Consider the following 16,382-nt stretch of genomic DNA (forward strand, 5'->3'; position numbering starts at 1 on the left):
TTGATCATACTTTCAGAACCGGTCGGACAACCGGTAGACCCGGCGGGCGTTCTCCGCACCCGCCCACCGCGCGAGACGTACCGCGTCGGGCGGACTCAGCTCGCCCGCGTCCACCCGGTCCTGGAGCAGATCCCCAAGACCCCGGCGGAACGCCAGCGCGCCGAGCGCGTAGAACTCGGCCAGACCGTACGCGTCGGAGCTGTACAGCAGCTTGCCGAACGGTGTCATCTCCAGCGCCTCCGCCAGCACGGCCCGCGCCCGCACCGGCCCCACCTGGTGCAGCGTGAGCCCCACATCCAGGTACACCTGAGGAAACACCGAGGTCAGATAGCTCGCCTGCCGCTGAAACGGCCAGCAGTGCAGCAGCAGCACCGGCACGTCCCCCGGAACCGCGCGCAGCCAGTCGGTGAGCAGACTCGGGTCCACCTGATGCAGCCGGATGTCCCTGTCCCCGAACCCGGTGTGCAGCTGGAGCGGCAGTTTCAGGTCCACGGCCGTCCACAGCAGATGGCGGACGAGTACGGGGTTGTCGAGGCGCCCCGCGTCCCCGAGCCACTCCCGGGCGGCCCGCTCGATCTCCTGCGCGGTCGGGCGTGTCGGCGCGAGGGCGAACCCGGTGCGGTAGGCGGCCACCGACTTGACGCCGACGACTCCCGGGGCGCGCACGGCGTCGTGCACGGCCCGCGTGAACTCCTCGGCGTAGGCGCTCGGTTCGACTCCCCGCGCCTTCAACTCCTCGGCGACCGGCTCCAGCCGGACCACCTCGTACGCGGTTGTCCGCGCGGCGTCGGCGAGTTCGGCCGGGGTGGTGAGGGGGAGCGGGGTGTGGCCGGTGTCGACGAGGAAGGCGCCGGTGCGGGAGGCGTGCAGGAAACGCCGGTTGACCTCCTCGGCGCCCAACTCGGCGCGCCGGTCCAGGTATTCGTCCGGCGGCGCGTGCGGCGGGAGGTCCAGGACGGGCGCGCAGTGGCGCCGTACCGCGACGCCCGTCGGGGTGTCGAAGGGGGTGACGCCGCCCTCGGTGAGCAGGGACTCGAAGGCGGGGCGGGTCGTGGGCGGCCACGCCGTGGCAGTGGTGGTCCACCAACTCCAGTTCGGCGAGCGCCTCGTGGACCCGCATGTCAGTAGGCCCAGCGGTAGGCGGCGGCGATCTGCTCGTCGTCCAGGCCCTGTACGGCGTCGAGTTCGCCCTCGCGGACCGCGAGCACGGCGTCCGCGAGGAGCGGGCCGAGGGCGGCGCGCACGACCTTGTCCTCCCGGAACTCGGCGACGGCCTCGGCGAGGGAGGCGGGCAGCCGGCGTACCCCCTTCTTCCGGGCCTCGGCCGGAGTCAGCGCGGCGGGGTCGCCCGTCGTCTCCTCCGGGAGGTCCCTCTGTGCCGCGAGTCCGTCGAGCCCGGCGGCGATCAGGCCGGTCAGCGCCGCGTACGGGTTCGCGGCCAGGTCGACCGGCTTCACCTCCAGGTTGGCCTGCTCGGCGCGGTGGCCCTTCGTGCCGGGGACCAGACGGACGGCCGTCTCCCGCGTCTCCAGGCCCCACGCGGTGAACACCCCCGCCCACTGGGACGGTTTGAGCCGCAGATAGCTCGCCGGACTGGGCGCGGTGAGCGCCATCAGCGCGGGCAGGTGCGCGAGGACGCCGGCCGCGAACGACTCCGCCTCCGGGGTCAGGCCGTGCCTGCGGTCGCCGCCCGTGTGCAGGTTGCGGCCCTCGCGCCACGCGGAGAGGTGGACGTGGCCGCCGTTGCCGACCCCCGTCGCCGCCACCGCCGGGGCGAACGAGACGCGCAGACCGTGTTGTTGCGCGACCGCGCGGATCGTCTGCCGGGTCAGCGCGCAGCGGTCGGCCGCCGCGACCGGGTCCGCCGCGCCCACCGAGATCTCGAACTGGCCCGCCGCGTACTCCGGATGGACCTGGTCCACGTCCAACTCCTGCGCCGCGCACGCCTCCAGCAGGTCCGCGAGGAACGCGCCCAGCTCCACCTGGCGCGTCGCCCCGTACGCCGGAGCCGTCGTCACCGGCACGAACGCGCCGGGGGTCGCTGTGTCCAGGCCCAGCATCCACTCGACCTCGATCGCCGCGCGGAAGGCCACGCCGTGGTCGAGGGCCGCGCGCTCGGTGATCCTGCGCAGGGCCGTGCGGGAGCAGCCCGGGTGCGGCTCGCCGTCCTGCGTGATCCGGTCGACCGGCGCCCACGCCCAGCCGGGCTGCGCGGCCAGCACCGTCAGCAGGTCCAGGTCCGGGTAGAGGCGCAGGTCGCCGTCCGGGGAGCCGAGGACATCCGTCGTGGCGATGTGGTCGTTCGCGAGGAACGTGTCGAACACCGGCGACATGCCCACACCCCAGGCCGCGGCGGCGGGGAGCTTCGCCGTGGGGACCGTCTTCACGCGGTGCACGCCGGCCGTGTCCACGTACGCGAGGACGACGCCGTGCACCTTCCGGGCGGCCAGGGTCTCGGCGAGGGACACGGCCCGCTGGACATCACCCGGCCTGCCGCCGGGGATCGGGTCGGTGAGGGTGGTCATAGAGGGCGCTCCTCGGGCAAGTCGGGCTTTCGGGTCAGGGTTTCACGTCCGGGGGATGGGGGTGGGGCGGTTGGGGGGTGCGTCGGGGTGCGGGCGGGGTGGGGAGCTGAGGGGCGGGTGGGGCGGGGCGCCGGGTGGTGAGTGAGAGCGGTGGGGGTGAGGCGGCGGAGGGGCGCGGGCGGGGTCGCGGCGGTGGGCGCCGGGGTCGTTGCACGGGATGCCTGTGGCGTGGGGTGTTTGTGGCACGGGGTGCTCGTGGTGCCCAGCTCCGGTGGGCGCCGTGCCTGTGCCGGTGGCGTTCGGCGGTGGAGTTCACCCGTACCGGTGTCCTCCTGTGCCGGGGTGTTCCCGCCGGTGGGACGGGGCGGGGGGCTTTCGGGTGCCCCGGTAGTCTGACAATCGGCCCGCCTCCGTACAGAAAGCAGGACATGCCCTCCTCCGCCGCGCCCCATCTCGCCCCGACCGAGCCGTCCGCCCCCGCCGCCGACATCCGGCTGATCGTCACCGACATGGACGGCACGCTCCTCGACGACGACAAACGGCCACCGCGGGGTCTCGGGGACATGCTGGGCCTGCTGCGCGAACGCGGCATCCTCTTCAGCCCGGCCAGCGGACGCCAGTACGCCACCCTGGAGCGTGACTTCACCGGCCTCGCCGACGGCATGGTCTTCATCGCCGAGAACGGCACCTACGTCGTCCGCGACGGCCGCGAACTCAGCTCCGACCCGCTGGACCCCGCCGTCGCCGCCGAGGTCGTCCACACCGTACGGCGGCTCGCCGCGGCCGGGGTCGACGTGGGTGTCGTCGTCTGCGGCAAGCGGTCCGCTTACGTCGAGCAGACCGACGCCCCGTTCCTCGCCGAGGTGCGCCGCTACTACCTGCGCAACGAGATCGTCGAGGACGTCACCACCGTCGACGACGACATCATCAAGGTCGCCCTCTACTCCTTCGGCTCCGCAGAGCGGACCGTCGCCCCCGCGCTCGCCGACTTCGCCGAGGCCCACCAGGTCGTCGTCTCCGGCGAACACTGGGTCGACATCATGAACCGCACCGCCAACAAGGGCGCCGCCCTCCGCCGCCTCCAGGGGGAACTCGGCATCACCCCGGCCCAGACCATGGTCTTCGGCGACTACCTCAACGACCTGGAGATGCTCGACGCCGCCGAGTGGTCCTTCGCGATGACCGGCGCCCACCCCGAGGTGATACGCCGGGCCCGCCACCTCGCCCCCTCCAACAACGACAACGGCGTCCTGCGCACCATCGCCCGCGTCCTGGACCTCGGCCCCGGCGCCGCCCGCTAGACCGGGTTCACCTGCCCGTGCTGCCAGGCCCACGCGGCGATCTCCACCCGGTTCCTCGTCCCCAACTTCACCTGCGCGCTGGAGAGATGCGTCTTCACCGTGGACAAGGAGACGAACAGCTCGGTCGCGATCTCCGCGTTCGTCCTCCCCAGCGCCACCAGCCGTACGACCTCCAGCTCCCGGTCCGTGAGCGGGTCGGCCGGCGAGGGCGCCGGCGCGCTGGACCTGGCGGCGCGGCTCTCCTCCTGCCGCGTCAGGTGCTTCAGCAGCCGGACCGTCACCGACGGTGAGACCAGCGAGTCGCCCGCCGCTGCCGCCCGCACCGCCTCCGCGAGCAGCGTCGGCCCCGAGTCCTTCAGCAGGAACCCGCACGCCCCGCCCCGCAGCGCCCCGTACACGTACTCGTCGAGGTCGAACGTCGTCACCACGACGACCCTCAGCGGATCCTCCACGCCCGGCCCCGCCAGCAGCCGCGTCGCCTCCAGGCCGTCCAGCCTCGGCATCCGGATGTCCAGCAGACACACGTCCGGCCGCATCCGCCTCGCCAGCGCCACCGCCTCCTCCCCGTCCGCCGCCTCCGCGACCACCGTCATGTCCGGCTGCGCGTCCAGGAAGAACCGGAACCCCGTACGCACCATCTCCTGGTCGTCGGCGATCAACACCCTGATCGGGGCGGCGGGGTTCGGCGTCGGAGCGGGGGAGGGGGCGGTCATGGGACAGATCATGCCTCACGGGGAGGATGGGGGCGGGCGTGCGCCTTGGCGGGGGTTCGAGGGGGCGGGGGAGACGGGCTCGGGTCGGGGAGAGGGGGCCGGATGCCTGGTTCTGGGGTGAGGGGAGAGGGTTGGGGCGCTGGGCTCGGGATGGAGAGAGGGGGGCGGGGCGCTGGGCCTGGGTCGGGGAGCGGGGGTCGGGGCGCTGGGCTCGGCGCGAGGGGAGAGGGGCGGGGCGCTGGGCCTGAGGTGGGGAGAGGCGGCCGGGGGGCTGGGATTGGAGTGGGGAGAGAGATCCGGGGCTGTGGGGCCGGGGTGGGGAGAGGTGGCTGGGGTGCTGGGCCCGGGGTGGGTCGAGGAGGTGAGGTCGTCGAGCCTGTGGTGAGGTGGGGCGGCCGGGGTTCTGGGCCTGGAGTGGGCAGAGAGGGCGTGGCCTTCGAGTTTGCGGTGAGGTGAGGCGGCGGTGGTATCGGGTCTGGCATGGGGTGAGGGGATGGGGGTGTCGGGTCTGGAGTGGGCCGAGGGGGCGTGGCTTTCGAGTTTGCGGTGAGGTGAGGCGGCGGTGGCATCGGGTCCGGCGCGGGGTGAGGGGATGGGGGCGTCGGCCCCTGGGCGTGCCGAGGGGATGAGGACGCTGGTCCCCGGGCGGGCGGAAGGGGTGGGGGCGTCTGCTCCTGGGCGGGCCGAGGCTGTGGGGGCGCTGAGAAGGGCCGTTGTCGGTGTGGGGGCGTTTTGTCACGTGGCCTTGCCTTCTTTCTCGGGTTCCTCCGGGTCGTGGCGTGTCCGACGGGTTCCGTGGGTCCGGGCGCTGTGCTGGTGGGGGCGTTCGCCGGGAAGCCGGTTCGTGCGGGCCCGTGCTCCTGTGCCCTCAGGCCACCGTGTACTGCGTGTGCCCGCTGATGCGGCCGTCCCTGACCTGGAGGATGCGACCGCAGTGGGCGGCGACGTCGGGGTCGTGGGTGACCATGACGAGGGCGGCTCCCTGGGCGCGGGTGACGGACGTCAGGAGCGTGACGACCTCCGTGCTGGTGCGCTGGTCGAGCGCGCCGGTCGGCTCGTCGGCGAAGACGACGTCCGGCTCCATGACGAGGGCGCGGGCGATGGCGACCCGCTGTGCCTGCCCACCGGACAGGGCGCCGGGGCGGCGCGCCTCAAGCCCCTCCAGACCGAGCGGCGCGAACCAGCGGCGGGCCCGCTCCACCGCCTGCCTGCGCGGCACGCCCTCCAGCATCAGCGGCAGCGCCACGTTCTCCTCGGCCGGCAGCTCGGGCAGGAGCTGGCCGAACTGGAACACGAAGCCGAACCGCTTGCGGCGCAGCGCGCTCAGCCGGTTCTCGCCGAGCCGCTCGATGCTCTCGCCGCGCAGCATGACCGTCCCCGAGTCGGGGCGGACGATGCCGGCCAGGGTGTGCAGCAGCGTCGACTTGCCGGAGCCGGACGGACCCATGATGGCGAGCGAGTCGCGCTCCTGGACCTGGACGTCCACGCCGTCGAGCGCGACGGTCGAGCCGTACTTCTTCACGAGGCCGAGACCGGCCAGAACGGGGGTCATGAGAGGGAGAGCCTTTCGCCAGGGGGTGAGTGAGCCTCTGCTCAGCGTTCGAACTTCCAGGTGACGGAGGACGGCGTCGCCTTGACGACGCGGACCGGTATCCCGACGCTCCGCCCGTCGTCGACTGCGTACCCACCACGCCCACGGCGGCGGCACAGCCCACCAGACCGATCACGAACCCGTCGCGCCGCATGACATGCCTCCGAACCATGAGCAGGGGAGAAGAGGAGGAGAGGCGAAGCGACCGTTTCGCTCCGTGCCTCCACTCTCGCCGCCCGACCCCGCCCTCCGCCTCGGCCGTCCGGCCAGGTTCTCGGCCCGTTTCACCCACTCGCCCTCGGCCGTTCGGCCGATACGGGGAGGGATCCGGCGGCGCTACCGTGATCGCCATGTCATCAGTCACCGGCAGGGCCCGGGGCTGTGCACGGGGCCTGGCTGTCGGGACCCTGCCCGCCGCCGCGGTCCTGGACCTCATGTACACCGAATCCGTGGGCGGGTCGGTCTGGGCGGCGGGCGCCGTCCTCGCCGCAGGCATCGCCGCCGTGCTGTGGCCCGTGAAGAAGCGGCCCGCCTGGCTCACCGAGCAGATCCGCACCGCCGTACCCGCCCTGTTCTCCCTTCTCTACACGGGCGTGATGCTGGGCCTCGGAAGGCCGGCGGCGTTCGGGCCGGGCGAGGTCCTCGTCCTGCTCTGCCTTCTCTTCCTCGCCGTGCGGCAGGTGCCGGGGCCGTGGGCCGCCGGGTGCGCCGTTCTGAACGGCCTCGCGCTGTTCGCCCTGCCGGTGCGCTACCTCCAGTCCTTCTCCCTGCGCGACGACGAGTTGCTCGCGGCGCTGGTCATCGGCCTGGTGCTCGTCGGGCCCGTCGCCGGGATCGCCGGATATCTGCGGTCGCTGGACTACCGCCGCGTCGTCGCCGTGGGGGAGACCCGGCGGGCCGAGCGGCTCGCCATCGCCGCCGACCTCCACGACTTCGTGGCGCATCACGTGACCGGCATCCTCGTCCAGACCCAGGTCGCCCGCATGATGTCCGACGCCCCGCAGTACGAGATCGACGGCGTCCTCGCCGGCATCGAGCGCGCCGCGACCGAGGCGCTCGCCTCGATGCGGCGCACGGTCGGCGTCCTGCGGGACGTCGGACCCGAGGCCGTCGAACACCGCCCCGTCGGCGACCTCGACGGCGTCCACGAACTCGTCGACCGCTTCCCCGGCCCCGGCCAGCGCGCGATCCTCCACCGCGACCCCGAACTCCCCTCCGGCCTCCCCCACGAGATCCAGGCCGCCGCCTACCGAGTCGTCCAGGAGTCCCTCACCAACATCCGCCGCCACGCGGCCGACGCCACCGACATCCTCGTCACCCTCTTCCCCCACGCCGGCCGCCTCGTCGTCATCGTCCAGGACAACGGCCACGGCACCACCCACCTCCCCACCGAGGCCCACGGCGGCGGCTTCGGCCTCGTCGGCCTCAAGGAACGCGTCACGGCCCTCGACGGCGAACTGACCGCGGGGCCGCGACAGGGGGAGGGATGGGAGGTCCGGGCGGAACTTCCGACAGGGGTGAAGTCCCGGGCGAGGAGCGGGGGCACGGGGGAGAGGGAGCCGCGGTGAGGCGGAACCGGGGCTGGAGGAGGGTGCCGTCTGTACTCAGGGACGGCCGAGCCCTGGGCGGGTCACGGCCGGTAGGCCGACGGCGGGCCTGTGCGTATGCCGAGGAGGCTCATCTGCACCAGAGCGGGGCGGGCGTCGGTACGGCCCGTGGCATCGGCGGCGAGGGAGACCATGCGGGCGCGCAGTTCCTCGGCGGGCTCGGACAGGGCGTACGTGCGCAGGACGAGTTCCAGCATCACCGCGTCGAACTCCGCTCCGAAATCCGGGTACCGGTCCGGGTCTCGCTCAGCCTCGGCCCGGACGACGCGCCACCCACCGCCCTCGGACGCGCCCACCGGGCCGAACTCGGCCCGGTAGATCTCGTGCCCCGTCCAACTCCTCAGCAGCCGGACGGTGTCCCCCTCGGAGGCCACGTTCCACTTGCCCTCCATCTCCCGGCTGACGTGACCGAGCCGGATCGCGTCCCACTCGTCGTCACTCCATACGCAGGTGGGAAGCAGGGCCAAGGACTCCGGGCGCACCAGGGAAGTCTCCATGGGCGGGATCGTAGTCGCCCGTTTTTCCTCGCCGCGCAGGGCGAACCGGCAACCCCGGTCGATCGCGGCTCCACCGAACCGGCATCGAACACAAAATCACGGAGCGTTCACGTCGTCGCCACATTCAGTACACGGGCCGCATCATGGTCCTCCAGCACCGAAATGTGGGGGGAACCATGCACCAGCGCACCGTCATGACCGTTCTGGCCGCTACCGGGATTCTGGCCCTCTCGGCCTGCAACCCGGCCGCGAGCGACAGCGGCAGTGCGAAGACCAGCCCCGCCGCGTCGGCACCCGGCACGCCCGCGCCGGCGGACACGGCCAGGACCGGCAGCGCATCGGCAAAGGCCGGCACGTTGCCGGAGATGAAGGGCAAGGGTCTTCAGGCCGCCCAGGACCAGGCGCAGGCCGCCGGGTTCTACCACCTCACGTCGCACGACGCTCTCGGCCGTGGACGGATGCAGGCTTTCGACCGGAACTGGAAGGTCTGCTCGCAGACCCCGGCCGCCGGTGGGCATCCGACGGACACGAAGGTGGACTTCGCGGCGGTCAAACTGGCGGAGAGCTGCCCCGCCAAGGACGAAGGCGCTGTGCGGCAGGCGGGATCGACGATGCCCGACTTCAGAGGCAAGTCGGTCAAGGCCGCCCGCCAGTCCCTCGACTCCTCCACCGGCATCACCGTCAATGACGTCTCGGGCGAGAGCCGCATGATCCTCCTGGAATCCAACTGGAAGGTGTGCACCCAGACCCCGAAGCCGGGAGCCAAGCTCGACGGGCAACCCGTCGAGTTCGGCGCGGTGAAGTTCGGGGAGTCCTGCTGACGCCCGGTGCGCGGCTGGACCTGGCCGGCCGTCTTACGAGCCCCTTCCCGCCCGCGAGATACCGTGCGCCCACGCCCCGCCCAAGGAGGGAAACCCCATGCCGGCCCCCCACACCCTCGACCTCACCGCGGCCTTGGAGGCCGGTGACCTGGAGGGGTTCTACCAGGACCTCCACCGCCACCCCGAACTCGCCTTCGAGGAACACCGCACGGCAGGCAGACTCGCCGCGCGCCTCGAAGCCGCCGGTTACGAGGTCACGGAGGGCGTCGGAGGCACCGGCGTGGTCGGTGTGCTGCGCAACGGTGACGGGCCGGTCGTGTGGCTGCGGGCCGACATGGACGCACTGCCCGTGCGGGAGGCGACGGGGCTGCCGTACGCCTCGACGGCCGACGGGGTGATGCATGCCTGCGGTCACGACCTGCACGTCACCTGGCTCGCGGCTGCCGCCGAGGCGCTGGCCGGTGGGCGGGATGTGTGGGCGGGGACGGTCGTGGTGATCGGGCAGCCCGGGGAGGAGGCCGGGAGCGGCGCGGCGGCGATGGTCGCGGACGGGCTGCACCAGCGGTTCCCCCGGCCCGATGCCGTTCTGGGGCAGCATGCCGCGCCCGGTCCCGTGGGGTTCTATCCGCACACCCCCGGCCTGACCATGTCCGCCTCGGACGACATCGACGTCGTCGTGCACGGCGTCGGCGGGCACGGTTCGCGGCCCGAGTCGACGGTCGATCCCGTCGTCATCGGCGCGTACATCGTCACCCGGCTCCAGACCGTCGTCGCCCGGGAGATCGCGGCGAGCGAGTCGGCCGTTCTGACCGTGGGCGCGTTCCAGGCGGGGGCCACGCACAACGTCATTCCCGCCGAGGCGCGGCTCGCCCTCAACCTCCGTACGCAGAACCGGCGTACGCGGGACAAGGCGCTCGACGCGATCCGGCGGATCGTCACCGGCGAGTGCGGCGCGGCCGGTTGTCCGCAGGCGCCCGAGGTGGACGTGGTCTCCAGCTATCCCGTCACCGTCAACGACGCCGCCCTCGACGGGCGTATCGCCGCGACGCACCGGCAACTCTTCGGCGAGCACACCGTGTTCGACTTCGGGCCCGTGATGGGGAGCGAGGACTTCTCCGAACTCGCCCCCGAAGGCGTCCCGTACGACTACTGGTACGTCACCACCACCCCCGCGGACGTCTGGGAGGCGGCGGAGGGCGAGGAGTTGAGGGAGAAGTTCGCAGGCGTGCCGGGAAACCACAGCCCGTTGTTCGCCCCCGACCTGTCGGTGCTCGTGCCGGGGGCGCGGACCCTCGTCTCGGCGGCCCTCACCGTACTGCTGAGTCCAGGAACCGCGTGAGGTCCCCGAACACCTCCGCGCGGTTCGTCTCCGCGAACACCTCGTGCCGGGCCCCCGGGTAGACGCACGAGGTCAGCGAGCCGCCCTCGGCGAGCCGCTCCACGCCGGGGCGGCTCCCGGCGAGGGGGACGAGGCGGTCGTCCTCGCCGTGCAGCCACAGCACCGGCACCCGCCCCACGTCCCCGCCCGAAGCGACCGCTCCCAGCGACGCCGAGAACGCCTCCAGCGTCGCCCGCTTCATCGCCCCGTGCCACACCAGAGGGTCCGCCGTGTACGCCGCCCCGACCGCCGGGTCCCGCGAGAGCGCGGCGGGGCTGATCGGGACGTCCGGGATCTCGTCGTACGCCAGGAGCCGGCCCGGCAGCGCCCAGTCCCCGATGACCGGCCCGGACAGGACCAGCGCGGCGAGCTGTTCGCCGAGGCGCTGAGCGAGGCGGGCGGCGATCAGGCCGCCCATGGAGTGGCCCACGACGACCAGCGGCACCCCCGGCCACGCCCCCCGCGCCACCGACACCACCGCCTCGGCGTCCGTGACCACGTCCTCGAAGTCCCCGACCAGCACCCGCTCCCCGTCCGACAGCCCGTGCCCGGCATGATCCGGCCCCAGCACAGCCGCACCGTGCGCCCGCAGCACCCCCGCGACCTCCTCGTACCGGCCGAGGTGCTCCCCGTAGCCGTGGACCAGCAGCGCGACGTACCGAGGCCGGGGCGCCGGCCACTCGTGCACCGCGATGCGGCCCTGTACGCCGGTCAAGTAGCGGATGTCGGCCACATTGCCTCCGATGATCTGAAAAGCGCCGTCATGGGTTTCACGCGGTGAGACGGTCTTTCCCTACCCCGGATGCATGGGCATAGCATCGGTCAACGCAATGAACACGATGACTCTGTGGCACATCACCGGCTGGGAGTTCGCCGCCCTCGCCCTCGCCGCCCTCCTCGTCGGCTTCTCCAAGACGGCCGTCAGCGGCGCGAACACCGTCAGCCTCGCCGTCTTCGCGGCGGTCCTGCCGGCCCGCGCGTCCACCGGCGTCCTGCTGCCGATCCTGATCGCCGGGGACGTCCTCGCCGTCCTGACCTACCGTCGGCACGCCCACTGGCCCACGCTGTGGCGGCTCTTCCCGGCCGTCGCGGCGGGGGTGATCGTCGGGACGGTGTTCCTGGTGTGGGCCGACGACGAGGTCGTACGGACCTCGATCGGGGCGATCCTGCTGCTCATGGCGGGGGTGACGGTGTGGCGCCGGCGCCGGGCCGACTCCGCCGACGAGCCCGACGCCGTCGTCACCCGCGCCGGGCGGCTCAAGGCGCGGTCGTACGGGGTGCTCGGGGGGTTCACGACGATGGTCGCGAACGCCGGGGGGCCGGTGATGTCGATGTATCTGCTGTCCGCCGGGTTTCGGAAGCTGGGGTTCCTGGGTACGTCCGCGTTCTTCTTCCTGATCGTCAACGTGTCCAAGGTGCCCTTCAGCGCCGGGCTCGGGCTCATCGACGGGAACTCGTTGCTGCTCGACGCGGCGCTGGTGGTGTTCGTCGTGCCGGGGGCGGTGATCGGGCGGTGGGCCGTCGACCGGATCAACCAGCGGTTGTTCGAGAGGCTCGTGATCGCGGCGACCGTGCTGGGAGGGGCGCAGCTGCTGCTCCGGTGAGCCACGCCGACGTCGCCTCCAGGCCGCCGAACGTGTAGAAGTGCAGGGCCACTTCGCCGTGCCGCGCCGCGACGAGGTCCGCCGCGAGCGCCTCCAGGAAACGGTCCGGGCCCGCCGTACCCATCAGGTGCGTCAGCGAGAAGCCGTACTTGCGGGCTATGCCGGTGCTCGTGCTCACGCCGAAGCGGCGGGCGTACGAGACGAGACGCCGTACGCCGGCCGGGCCCGGGACGCCGATGCGTACGGGGACGTCGATGCCCCTCGCCCTCGCCTCCTCCAGCCACGCCAGGACCGGTTCCACCGCGAAGCCGAACTGGGTGGTGACGGTCGCCGTGAGGGACTGTTCCTTCAGCGCCGCCGTCTTCTCCTCCAGCGCCGACCACAGGGCCGGGGTGCCGATCGCCGGGTGGCCCTCCGGGTAGCCGGTGATGCCGACGTGCCGTACGCCGTGCTCCTCCAGCAGGCCCGAGCGGATCACCGACAGGGCGTCGGGGTACGGGCCGTGCGGGGTCGTGGGGTCGCCCGCGACGACGAACACGGACTCCGTCGCCCCCGCCGAGCGCAGGGCCGCGAGGGTTTCGCCCAGCTCGGCCGGGGAACGCAGGCGGCGGGCCGAGAGGTGGGGTACGGGTGTCAGGCCGTGCTTTCCGACAGCCCGCGCGGCGTCGATCCTGGTGTCCAGGTCCTCGGACGCGAGGTGCGTGATGTTGACCCGGGTCCCCGGCGCGAGCGCCGCGCCCTCCAGGGCCGGGGCGTCCTTGCCGGTCATCTCCAGGGACGCGTCGAGGAACAGGGGGTGCGGGGCCGTCATACGTCGTCGAGTTCCTCACCTGGTGAAAGGGGCGGACCAGGCTAACAAGCGGGGGTACGGCCGCGCTGTGGCGGACGTCTCGTAGGGTCGGGGCATGCATGTGCTGATCCTCGGGGGGACGACGGAGGGGCGGGAGCTTGCCGCCGCGCTGAGCGGGGTGGGGGCGGCCGGCTCCGAGGCGCGGGGGGTTGCTGCCGAGGTGAACGGGGTACGAGGGTCCGCTTCCGAGGTGCAGAAGGTCGCCGTGCGGGTGACCACTTCGCTCGCCGGACGCGTTTCGCGGCCCGGTGCCCTCGCCGGGGACGTGCGGATCGGGGGGTTCGGTGGGGTTGACGGGCTCGCTGCGTGGGTGCGGGAGCATCGCGTGGACGCCCTCGTCGACGCCACCCATCCCTTCGCCTCGCGGATCACCGCCAACGCCGTCGCCGCTGTCGCCGTCACCGGGGTGCCGTTCGTCGTGCTGCGGCGGCCGGGGTGGGAGGCGGGGGAGGGGGACCGGTGGTACGACGCCGGGTCCCTCGCGGAGGCCGCCGCGTTGCTGCCCCGGCTCGGACGGCGGGTGCTGTTGACCACCGGGCGGCTGGAGCTGGCGGCCTTCGCCCGGGTCGCCGGGGCGCATTTCGTCGTACGGTCCGTCGAGGCGCCCGAGCCGCCGCTCCCGGCCGACTGCGAAGTGCTGCTCACGCGTGGGCCGTTCACCGTCGAGGACGAACTCCGGTTGCTGCGGGAGCGCCGTATCGACGTCGTCGTGACGAAGGACAGCGGGGGCACCGCGACGGCCGCGAAGCTGAGTGCCGCCCGGGAGTCGGGGATACCGGTGATCGTCGTACGCCGGCCCCCGGCGCCGTACGGGGTGGACCTGGTCGGCGATGTCGCGGGTGCGGTCGCGTGGGTCAGGGGGCTGTGACCGACGCCCGCAGGCGGTCGATCGTACGGAGGATCCCGGCGCGGTTCTTGGCGGACTTGATCCAGGTGGGGAGCTTGCCGACGTAGGTCATCCGGCGGTGCTCGTGCTCGTGCCAGGGGGCGTGTTCGCGGAGGTCGGCGGCGACGAAGTCCCGCAGGACGGTGAGGTGTTGGAGGTTGTAGGCCCAGATCGTGCCGTGGCGGGTGCCGGCCTGGAGCCAGAGGGACAGGGAGTGCGGGTCGGGTCCACAGCCTCCCTCCCGGACCCAGGACAGTCCGCACGAGCGGCAGACCACCCGCCTCTGCGAGGCTCCCCCGGCCGTCCCGCGCCGGTGCTCGCGGTGCGCGAGGCGGTCGCAGCGTGGGCAGTGCACGAGAGCCGAGTCCGCGTAGTGGAACAGCTCCGTGCGGAGGTCGTAGAAGCGGGTCGGGGACATGGGAGGAGTATGCGAGGGGGTGGGGGGTGAGGCATCCGGTTTTCGGCACCTACCCCGCCGTGACCTCCTTCCGCTCCCGCATCCCGCTGCTCAGGTCCTCCACCAGGAGCCTCTTCGCGATCGCGTCCACCGCCGCGTGGAGGTCGCCGCTCGACGGGCGGCCCAGGTCGCGTTCGATGTGGTCCTTCAGCCAGTCGCCCCATGCCTCCGAGATGATGTGGGCCTCTCGGGTGCCCGCGTCCGTGTGGGAGAGGAGGGTGCCGGTGCGGGTGAGGTAGCCCTCCTCGACCATGCGGTCGAAGACCGGGAGGAGGACCTCCGGGGGGAGGTGGCGGCGGGCCGCGATGAGGCCGAGGCTCGCGTGGCCGACCATGCGGGTGTGGAGTTCGACCTGCATGACGGCCCACGCGCCCGCGATGTCGAGGCGGGTGTCGGAGTCCTCGACGATACGGCGGGTGGTCTCCAGGTCCGTGCTGCCGATGATTTTGGCGACCGAGGTTTCGAGGACTCTGCGGGAGTCCGTGCCGCTGGGGGACGCGAAGCCCTCGCCCATGTCCGTGGAGCCCGCGCGGGCGCTGTCGCGCAGCGGGACCTGTTTCAGCAGCAGGGCGACCAGGAAGCCGAGCGCCGCGATCGGGACCGTCCACAGGAACACCGTCTGGATGGTGTCGGCGTACGCGCCGATGATCGGCCCGGCGGCCCGCGCGGGCAGGTGGTGGACGCCGTCCGGGCTGCTCGCGGCCTTCGTCAGCGACGCCACGTCCGCCGTACCCGTCGCCGCCGCCTCGCGGATGCCGTCCCGCAGGTTGGGGGTCAGCGCGTTCGTGTAGATCGTGCCGAAGACGGCCGTACCGAAGGAACTCCCCAGCGTACGGAAGAAGGTGACGCCCGAGGTCGCGGTGCCGAGGTCCGCGTACTCGACCGTGTTCTGCACGGCGATCGTCAGGACCTGCATGCACAGCCCGATCCCGAAGCCGAGGACGAACATGTACAGCGACTCCAGCCAGGCCCCCGTATCCGGCCCCATCCGCGACATCAGGAACAGCCCGAGCCCCATCACCAGCGAGCCGATGATCGGGAACACCCGGTACCTGCCGGTCTGGCTGATCACGTTGCCGCTGCCGATCGACGCGATCAGCAGGCCGATCACCATCGGCAGCGTCCGTACCCCGGAGACGGTCGCCGAATCGCCGTCCACGTACTGGAGATAGCTCGGCAGGTACGTCATCGCGCCGAGCATCGCGAACCCGACGATGAAGCTGAGCACCGAGCACACCGTGAACACCGGGTTGCGGAACAGCCGCATCGGCAGCATCGGCTCCGCCGCCCGCGTCTCCGTCCAGCAGAACAGGCCGAGCGCGACCACACCGCCCACGAACAGGCCGACGATCACACCGGAACCCCACGCGTACTCGTTGCCGCCCCAGCTCGTCGCCAGGATCAGGGCGCTCGCGCCGACCGCGACCAGCGCGATGCCGAGGTAGTCGATGACCGGGCGGGACACGGACTTGACCACCGGGATCGTGCGGGCCGCCGCGATGACGACCACGATCGCGATGGGTACGTTCACGTAGAACGCCCACCGCCAGGTGAGGTGGTCCGTGAACAGGCCGCCCAGCAGCGGGCCGATCACCGTCGCCACGCCGAACACCGCGCCGATCGCGCCCTGGTACTTGCCGCGCTCCCGCAGCGGGATGACGTCCGCGATCAGCGCCATCGCCGTCACCATCAGGCCGCCCGCGCCGATGCCCTGCACCGCGCGCCACGCGATCAGCAGCGGCATGTTCGTCGCAAGGCCGCACAGGAACGAGCCCGTGATGAACACGATCGCCGAGACCTGGAAGACCACCTTGCGGCCGAACAGGTCGCCGAACTTGCCGACCAGGACCGTCGCGACGGTCTCCGCGAGGAGGTACGCCGTCACCACCCACGACATGTGGGAGGCGCCGCCGAGGTCCGACACGATCGTGGGCAGGGCCGTGCCGACGATCGTCTGGTCCAGGGCCGCGAGGAGCATGCCCAGCACGATCGTGACGAACACGACGTTGCGGCGGCGGGGGTCCAGTACGGGGGGCTGCGCGGCCGGTGGGGAATCCTGGGTGACGGTCACGGGGACACCATCGCGCCGGGGAGTGGGAGGCGCACGCGGGGAGGGCCGACCGGGGGGTGTCCGGTGGGGGCGGGTGGGTGT

The 16,382-nt window shown here is 72.5% G+C and carries 14 protein-coding genes and 1 pseudogene; 6 read left to right on the plus strand and 9 right to left on the minus strand.

Annotation, left to right across the window (positions count from 1 at the left end; translation table 11 throughout):
- Positions 1-12: 12 nt before the first annotated feature.
- Both ACQCO7_RS36265 and ACQCO7_RS36270 read right to left on the minus strand, forming a co-directional pair.
- Positions 13-1,120, minus strand: a pseudogene (locus tag ACQCO7_RS36265) (amidohydrolase family protein).
- Position 1,121: 1 nt separating this feature from the next.
- Positions 1,122-2,525: a glutamine synthetase family protein gene (locus tag ACQCO7_RS36270; protein ID WP_464075776.1), complete on the minus strand. Its 1,404-nt coding sequence runs from the start codon at positions 2,523-2,525 to the stop codon at positions 1,122-1,124.
- A gap of 428 nt (positions 2,526-2,953) precedes the next feature.
- Between ACQCO7_RS36270 and ACQCO7_RS36275 the strand changes: the two genes are divergently transcribed.
- Positions 2,954-3,826: a Cof-type HAD-IIB family hydrolase gene (locus tag ACQCO7_RS36275; protein WP_464075777.1), complete on the plus strand. Its 873-nt coding sequence runs from the start codon at positions 2,954-2,956 to the stop codon at positions 3,824-3,826.
- Here the strand turns inward: ACQCO7_RS36275 and ACQCO7_RS36280 are convergent.
- Positions 3,823-4,539 carry a response regulator gene (locus tag ACQCO7_RS36280; protein WP_464075778.1) on the minus strand — a complete coding sequence of 239 codons (717 nt, stop codon included), beginning with the start codon at positions 4,537-4,539 and terminating at the stop codon, positions 3,823-3,825. The genes ACQCO7_RS36275 and ACQCO7_RS36280 overlap by 4 nt on opposite strands.
- Before the next feature lie 868 nt (positions 4,540-5,407).
- Positions 5,408-6,091, minus strand: coding sequence for an ABC transporter ATP-binding protein (locus ACQCO7_RS36285; RefSeq protein ID WP_464075779.1), 684 nt, complete (start codon positions 6,089-6,091; stop codon positions 5,408-5,410).
- Positions 6,092-6,480: 389 nt separating this feature from the next.
- Between ACQCO7_RS36285 and ACQCO7_RS36290 the strand changes: the two genes are divergently transcribed.
- Entirely contained in the window at positions 6,481-7,698 is a 1,218-nt protein-coding gene (locus ACQCO7_RS36290) for a sensor histidine kinase (RefSeq protein WP_464075780.1), read from the plus strand.
- 62 nt (positions 7,699-7,760) lie between these two features.
- Here ACQCO7_RS36290 and ACQCO7_RS36295 read toward each other — a convergent pair whose 3' ends face one another.
- Complete coding sequence (locus tag ACQCO7_RS36295) at positions 7,761-8,234, minus strand: hypothetical protein (RefSeq protein WP_464075781.1); 474 nt, start codon at positions 8,232-8,234, stop codon at positions 7,761-7,763.
- A 176-nt stretch (positions 8,235-8,410) separates the two neighbouring features.
- Here ACQCO7_RS36295 and ACQCO7_RS36300 point away from each other — a divergent pair, with 176 nt between their 5' ends.
- Both ACQCO7_RS36300 and ACQCO7_RS36305 read left to right on the plus strand, forming a co-directional pair.
- Complete coding sequence (locus tag ACQCO7_RS36300) at positions 8,411-9,055, plus strand: PASTA domain-containing protein (RefSeq protein ID WP_464075782.1); 645 nt, start codon at positions 8,411-8,413, stop codon at positions 9,053-9,055.
- Positions 9,056-9,152: 97 nt separating this feature from the next.
- A complete protein-coding gene (locus ACQCO7_RS36305; protein WP_464075783.1) occupies positions 9,153-10,394 on the plus strand; it encodes an amidohydrolase in 1,242 nt (413 codons plus the stop codon).
- Here the strand turns inward: ACQCO7_RS36305 and ACQCO7_RS36310 are convergent.
- Positions 10,363-11,166 carry an alpha/beta fold hydrolase gene (locus tag ACQCO7_RS36310; protein WP_464075784.1) on the minus strand — a complete coding sequence of 268 codons (804 nt, stop codon included), beginning with the start codon at positions 11,164-11,166 and terminating at the stop codon, positions 10,363-10,365. The two genes, ACQCO7_RS36305 and ACQCO7_RS36310, sit on opposite strands and share 32 nt — an antisense overlap.
- A 97-nt stretch (positions 11,167-11,263) precedes the next feature.
- Here ACQCO7_RS36310 and ACQCO7_RS36315 point away from each other — a divergent pair, with 97 nt between their 5' ends.
- The gene (locus ACQCO7_RS36315) at positions 11,264-12,037 is read left to right on the plus strand and encodes a sulfite exporter TauE/SafE family protein (protein WP_464075785.1); all 774 of its coding nucleotides are present in this window, start codon (positions 11,264-11,266) and stop codon (positions 12,035-12,037) included.
- Here the strand turns inward: ACQCO7_RS36315 and ACQCO7_RS36320 are convergent.
- Positions 11,964-12,848: a methylenetetrahydrofolate reductase gene (locus ACQCO7_RS36320; RefSeq protein WP_464075786.1), complete on the minus strand. Its 885-nt coding sequence runs from the start codon at positions 12,846-12,848 to the stop codon at positions 11,964-11,966. The two genes, ACQCO7_RS36315 and ACQCO7_RS36320, sit on opposite strands and share 74 nt — an antisense overlap.
- Positions 12,849-12,942: 94 nt before the next feature.
- Between ACQCO7_RS36320 and ACQCO7_RS36325 the strand changes: the two genes are divergently transcribed.
- Positions 12,943-13,755, plus strand: coding sequence for a cobalt-precorrin-6A reductase (locus tag ACQCO7_RS36325; RefSeq protein ID WP_464075787.1), 813 nt, complete (start codon positions 12,943-12,945; stop codon positions 13,753-13,755).
- On the opposite strand, the gene ACQCO7_RS36330 is transcribed toward ACQCO7_RS36325, so the two are convergent.
- Positions 13,742-14,191 carry a hypothetical protein gene (locus ACQCO7_RS36330; RefSeq protein ID WP_464075788.1) on the minus strand — a complete coding sequence of 150 codons (450 nt, stop codon included), beginning with the start codon at positions 14,189-14,191 and terminating at the stop codon, positions 13,742-13,744. The genes ACQCO7_RS36325 and ACQCO7_RS36330 overlap by 14 nt on opposite strands.
- Positions 14,192-14,240: 49 nt before the next feature.
- Positions 14,241-16,301, minus strand: coding sequence for an MDR family MFS transporter (locus ACQCO7_RS36335; protein ID WP_464075789.1), 2,061 nt, complete (start codon positions 16,299-16,301; stop codon positions 14,241-14,243).
- Positions 16,302-16,382 lie beyond the last annotated feature (81 nt).

Source organism: Streptomyces saintjeani, from assembly GCF_055409605.1.

Bases quoted from the DNA above. Each gene is read 5' to 3' on its own strand.
- ACQCO7_RS36270 (WP_464075776.1), bottom strand. From the start codon at position 2,525: ATGACCACCCTCACCGACCCGATCCCCGGCGGCAGGCCGGGTGATGTC.
- ACQCO7_RS36275 (WP_464075777.1), top strand. From the start codon at position 2,954: ATGCCCTCCTCCGCCGCGCCCCATCTCGCCCCGACCGAGCCGTCCGCC.
- ACQCO7_RS36280 (WP_464075778.1), bottom strand. From the start codon at position 4,539: ATGACCGCCCCCTCCCCCGCTCCGACGCCGAACCCCGCCGCCCCGATC.
- ACQCO7_RS36285 (WP_464075779.1), bottom strand. From the start codon at position 6,091: ATGACCCCCGTTCTGGCCGGTCTCGGCCTCGTGAAGAAGTACGGCTCG.
- ACQCO7_RS36290 (WP_464075780.1), top strand. From the start codon at position 6,481: ATGTCATCAGTCACCGGCAGGGCCCGGGGCTGTGCACGGGGCCTGGCT.
- ACQCO7_RS36295 (WP_464075781.1), bottom strand. From the start codon at position 8,234: ATGGAGACTTCCCTGGTGCGCCCGGAGTCCTTGGCCCTGCTTCCCACC.
- ACQCO7_RS36300 (WP_464075782.1), top strand. From the start codon at position 8,411: ATGCACCAGCGCACCGTCATGACCGTTCTGGCCGCTACCGGGATTCTG.
- ACQCO7_RS36305 (WP_464075783.1), top strand. From the start codon at position 9,153: ATGCCGGCCCCCCACACCCTCGACCTCACCGCGGCCTTGGAGGCCGGT.
- ACQCO7_RS36315 (WP_464075785.1), top strand. From the start codon at position 11,264: ATGAACACGATGACTCTGTGGCACATCACCGGCTGGGAGTTCGCCGCC.
- ACQCO7_RS36320 (WP_464075786.1), bottom strand. From the start codon at position 12,848: ATGACGGCCCCGCACCCCCTGTTCCTCGACGCGTCCCTGGAGATGACC.
- ACQCO7_RS36325 (WP_464075787.1), top strand. From the start codon at position 12,943: ATGCATGTGCTGATCCTCGGGGGGACGACGGAGGGGCGGGAGCTTGCC.
- ACQCO7_RS36330 (WP_464075788.1), bottom strand. From the start codon at position 14,191: ATGTCCCCGACCCGCTTCTACGACCTCCGCACGGAGCTGTTCCACTAC.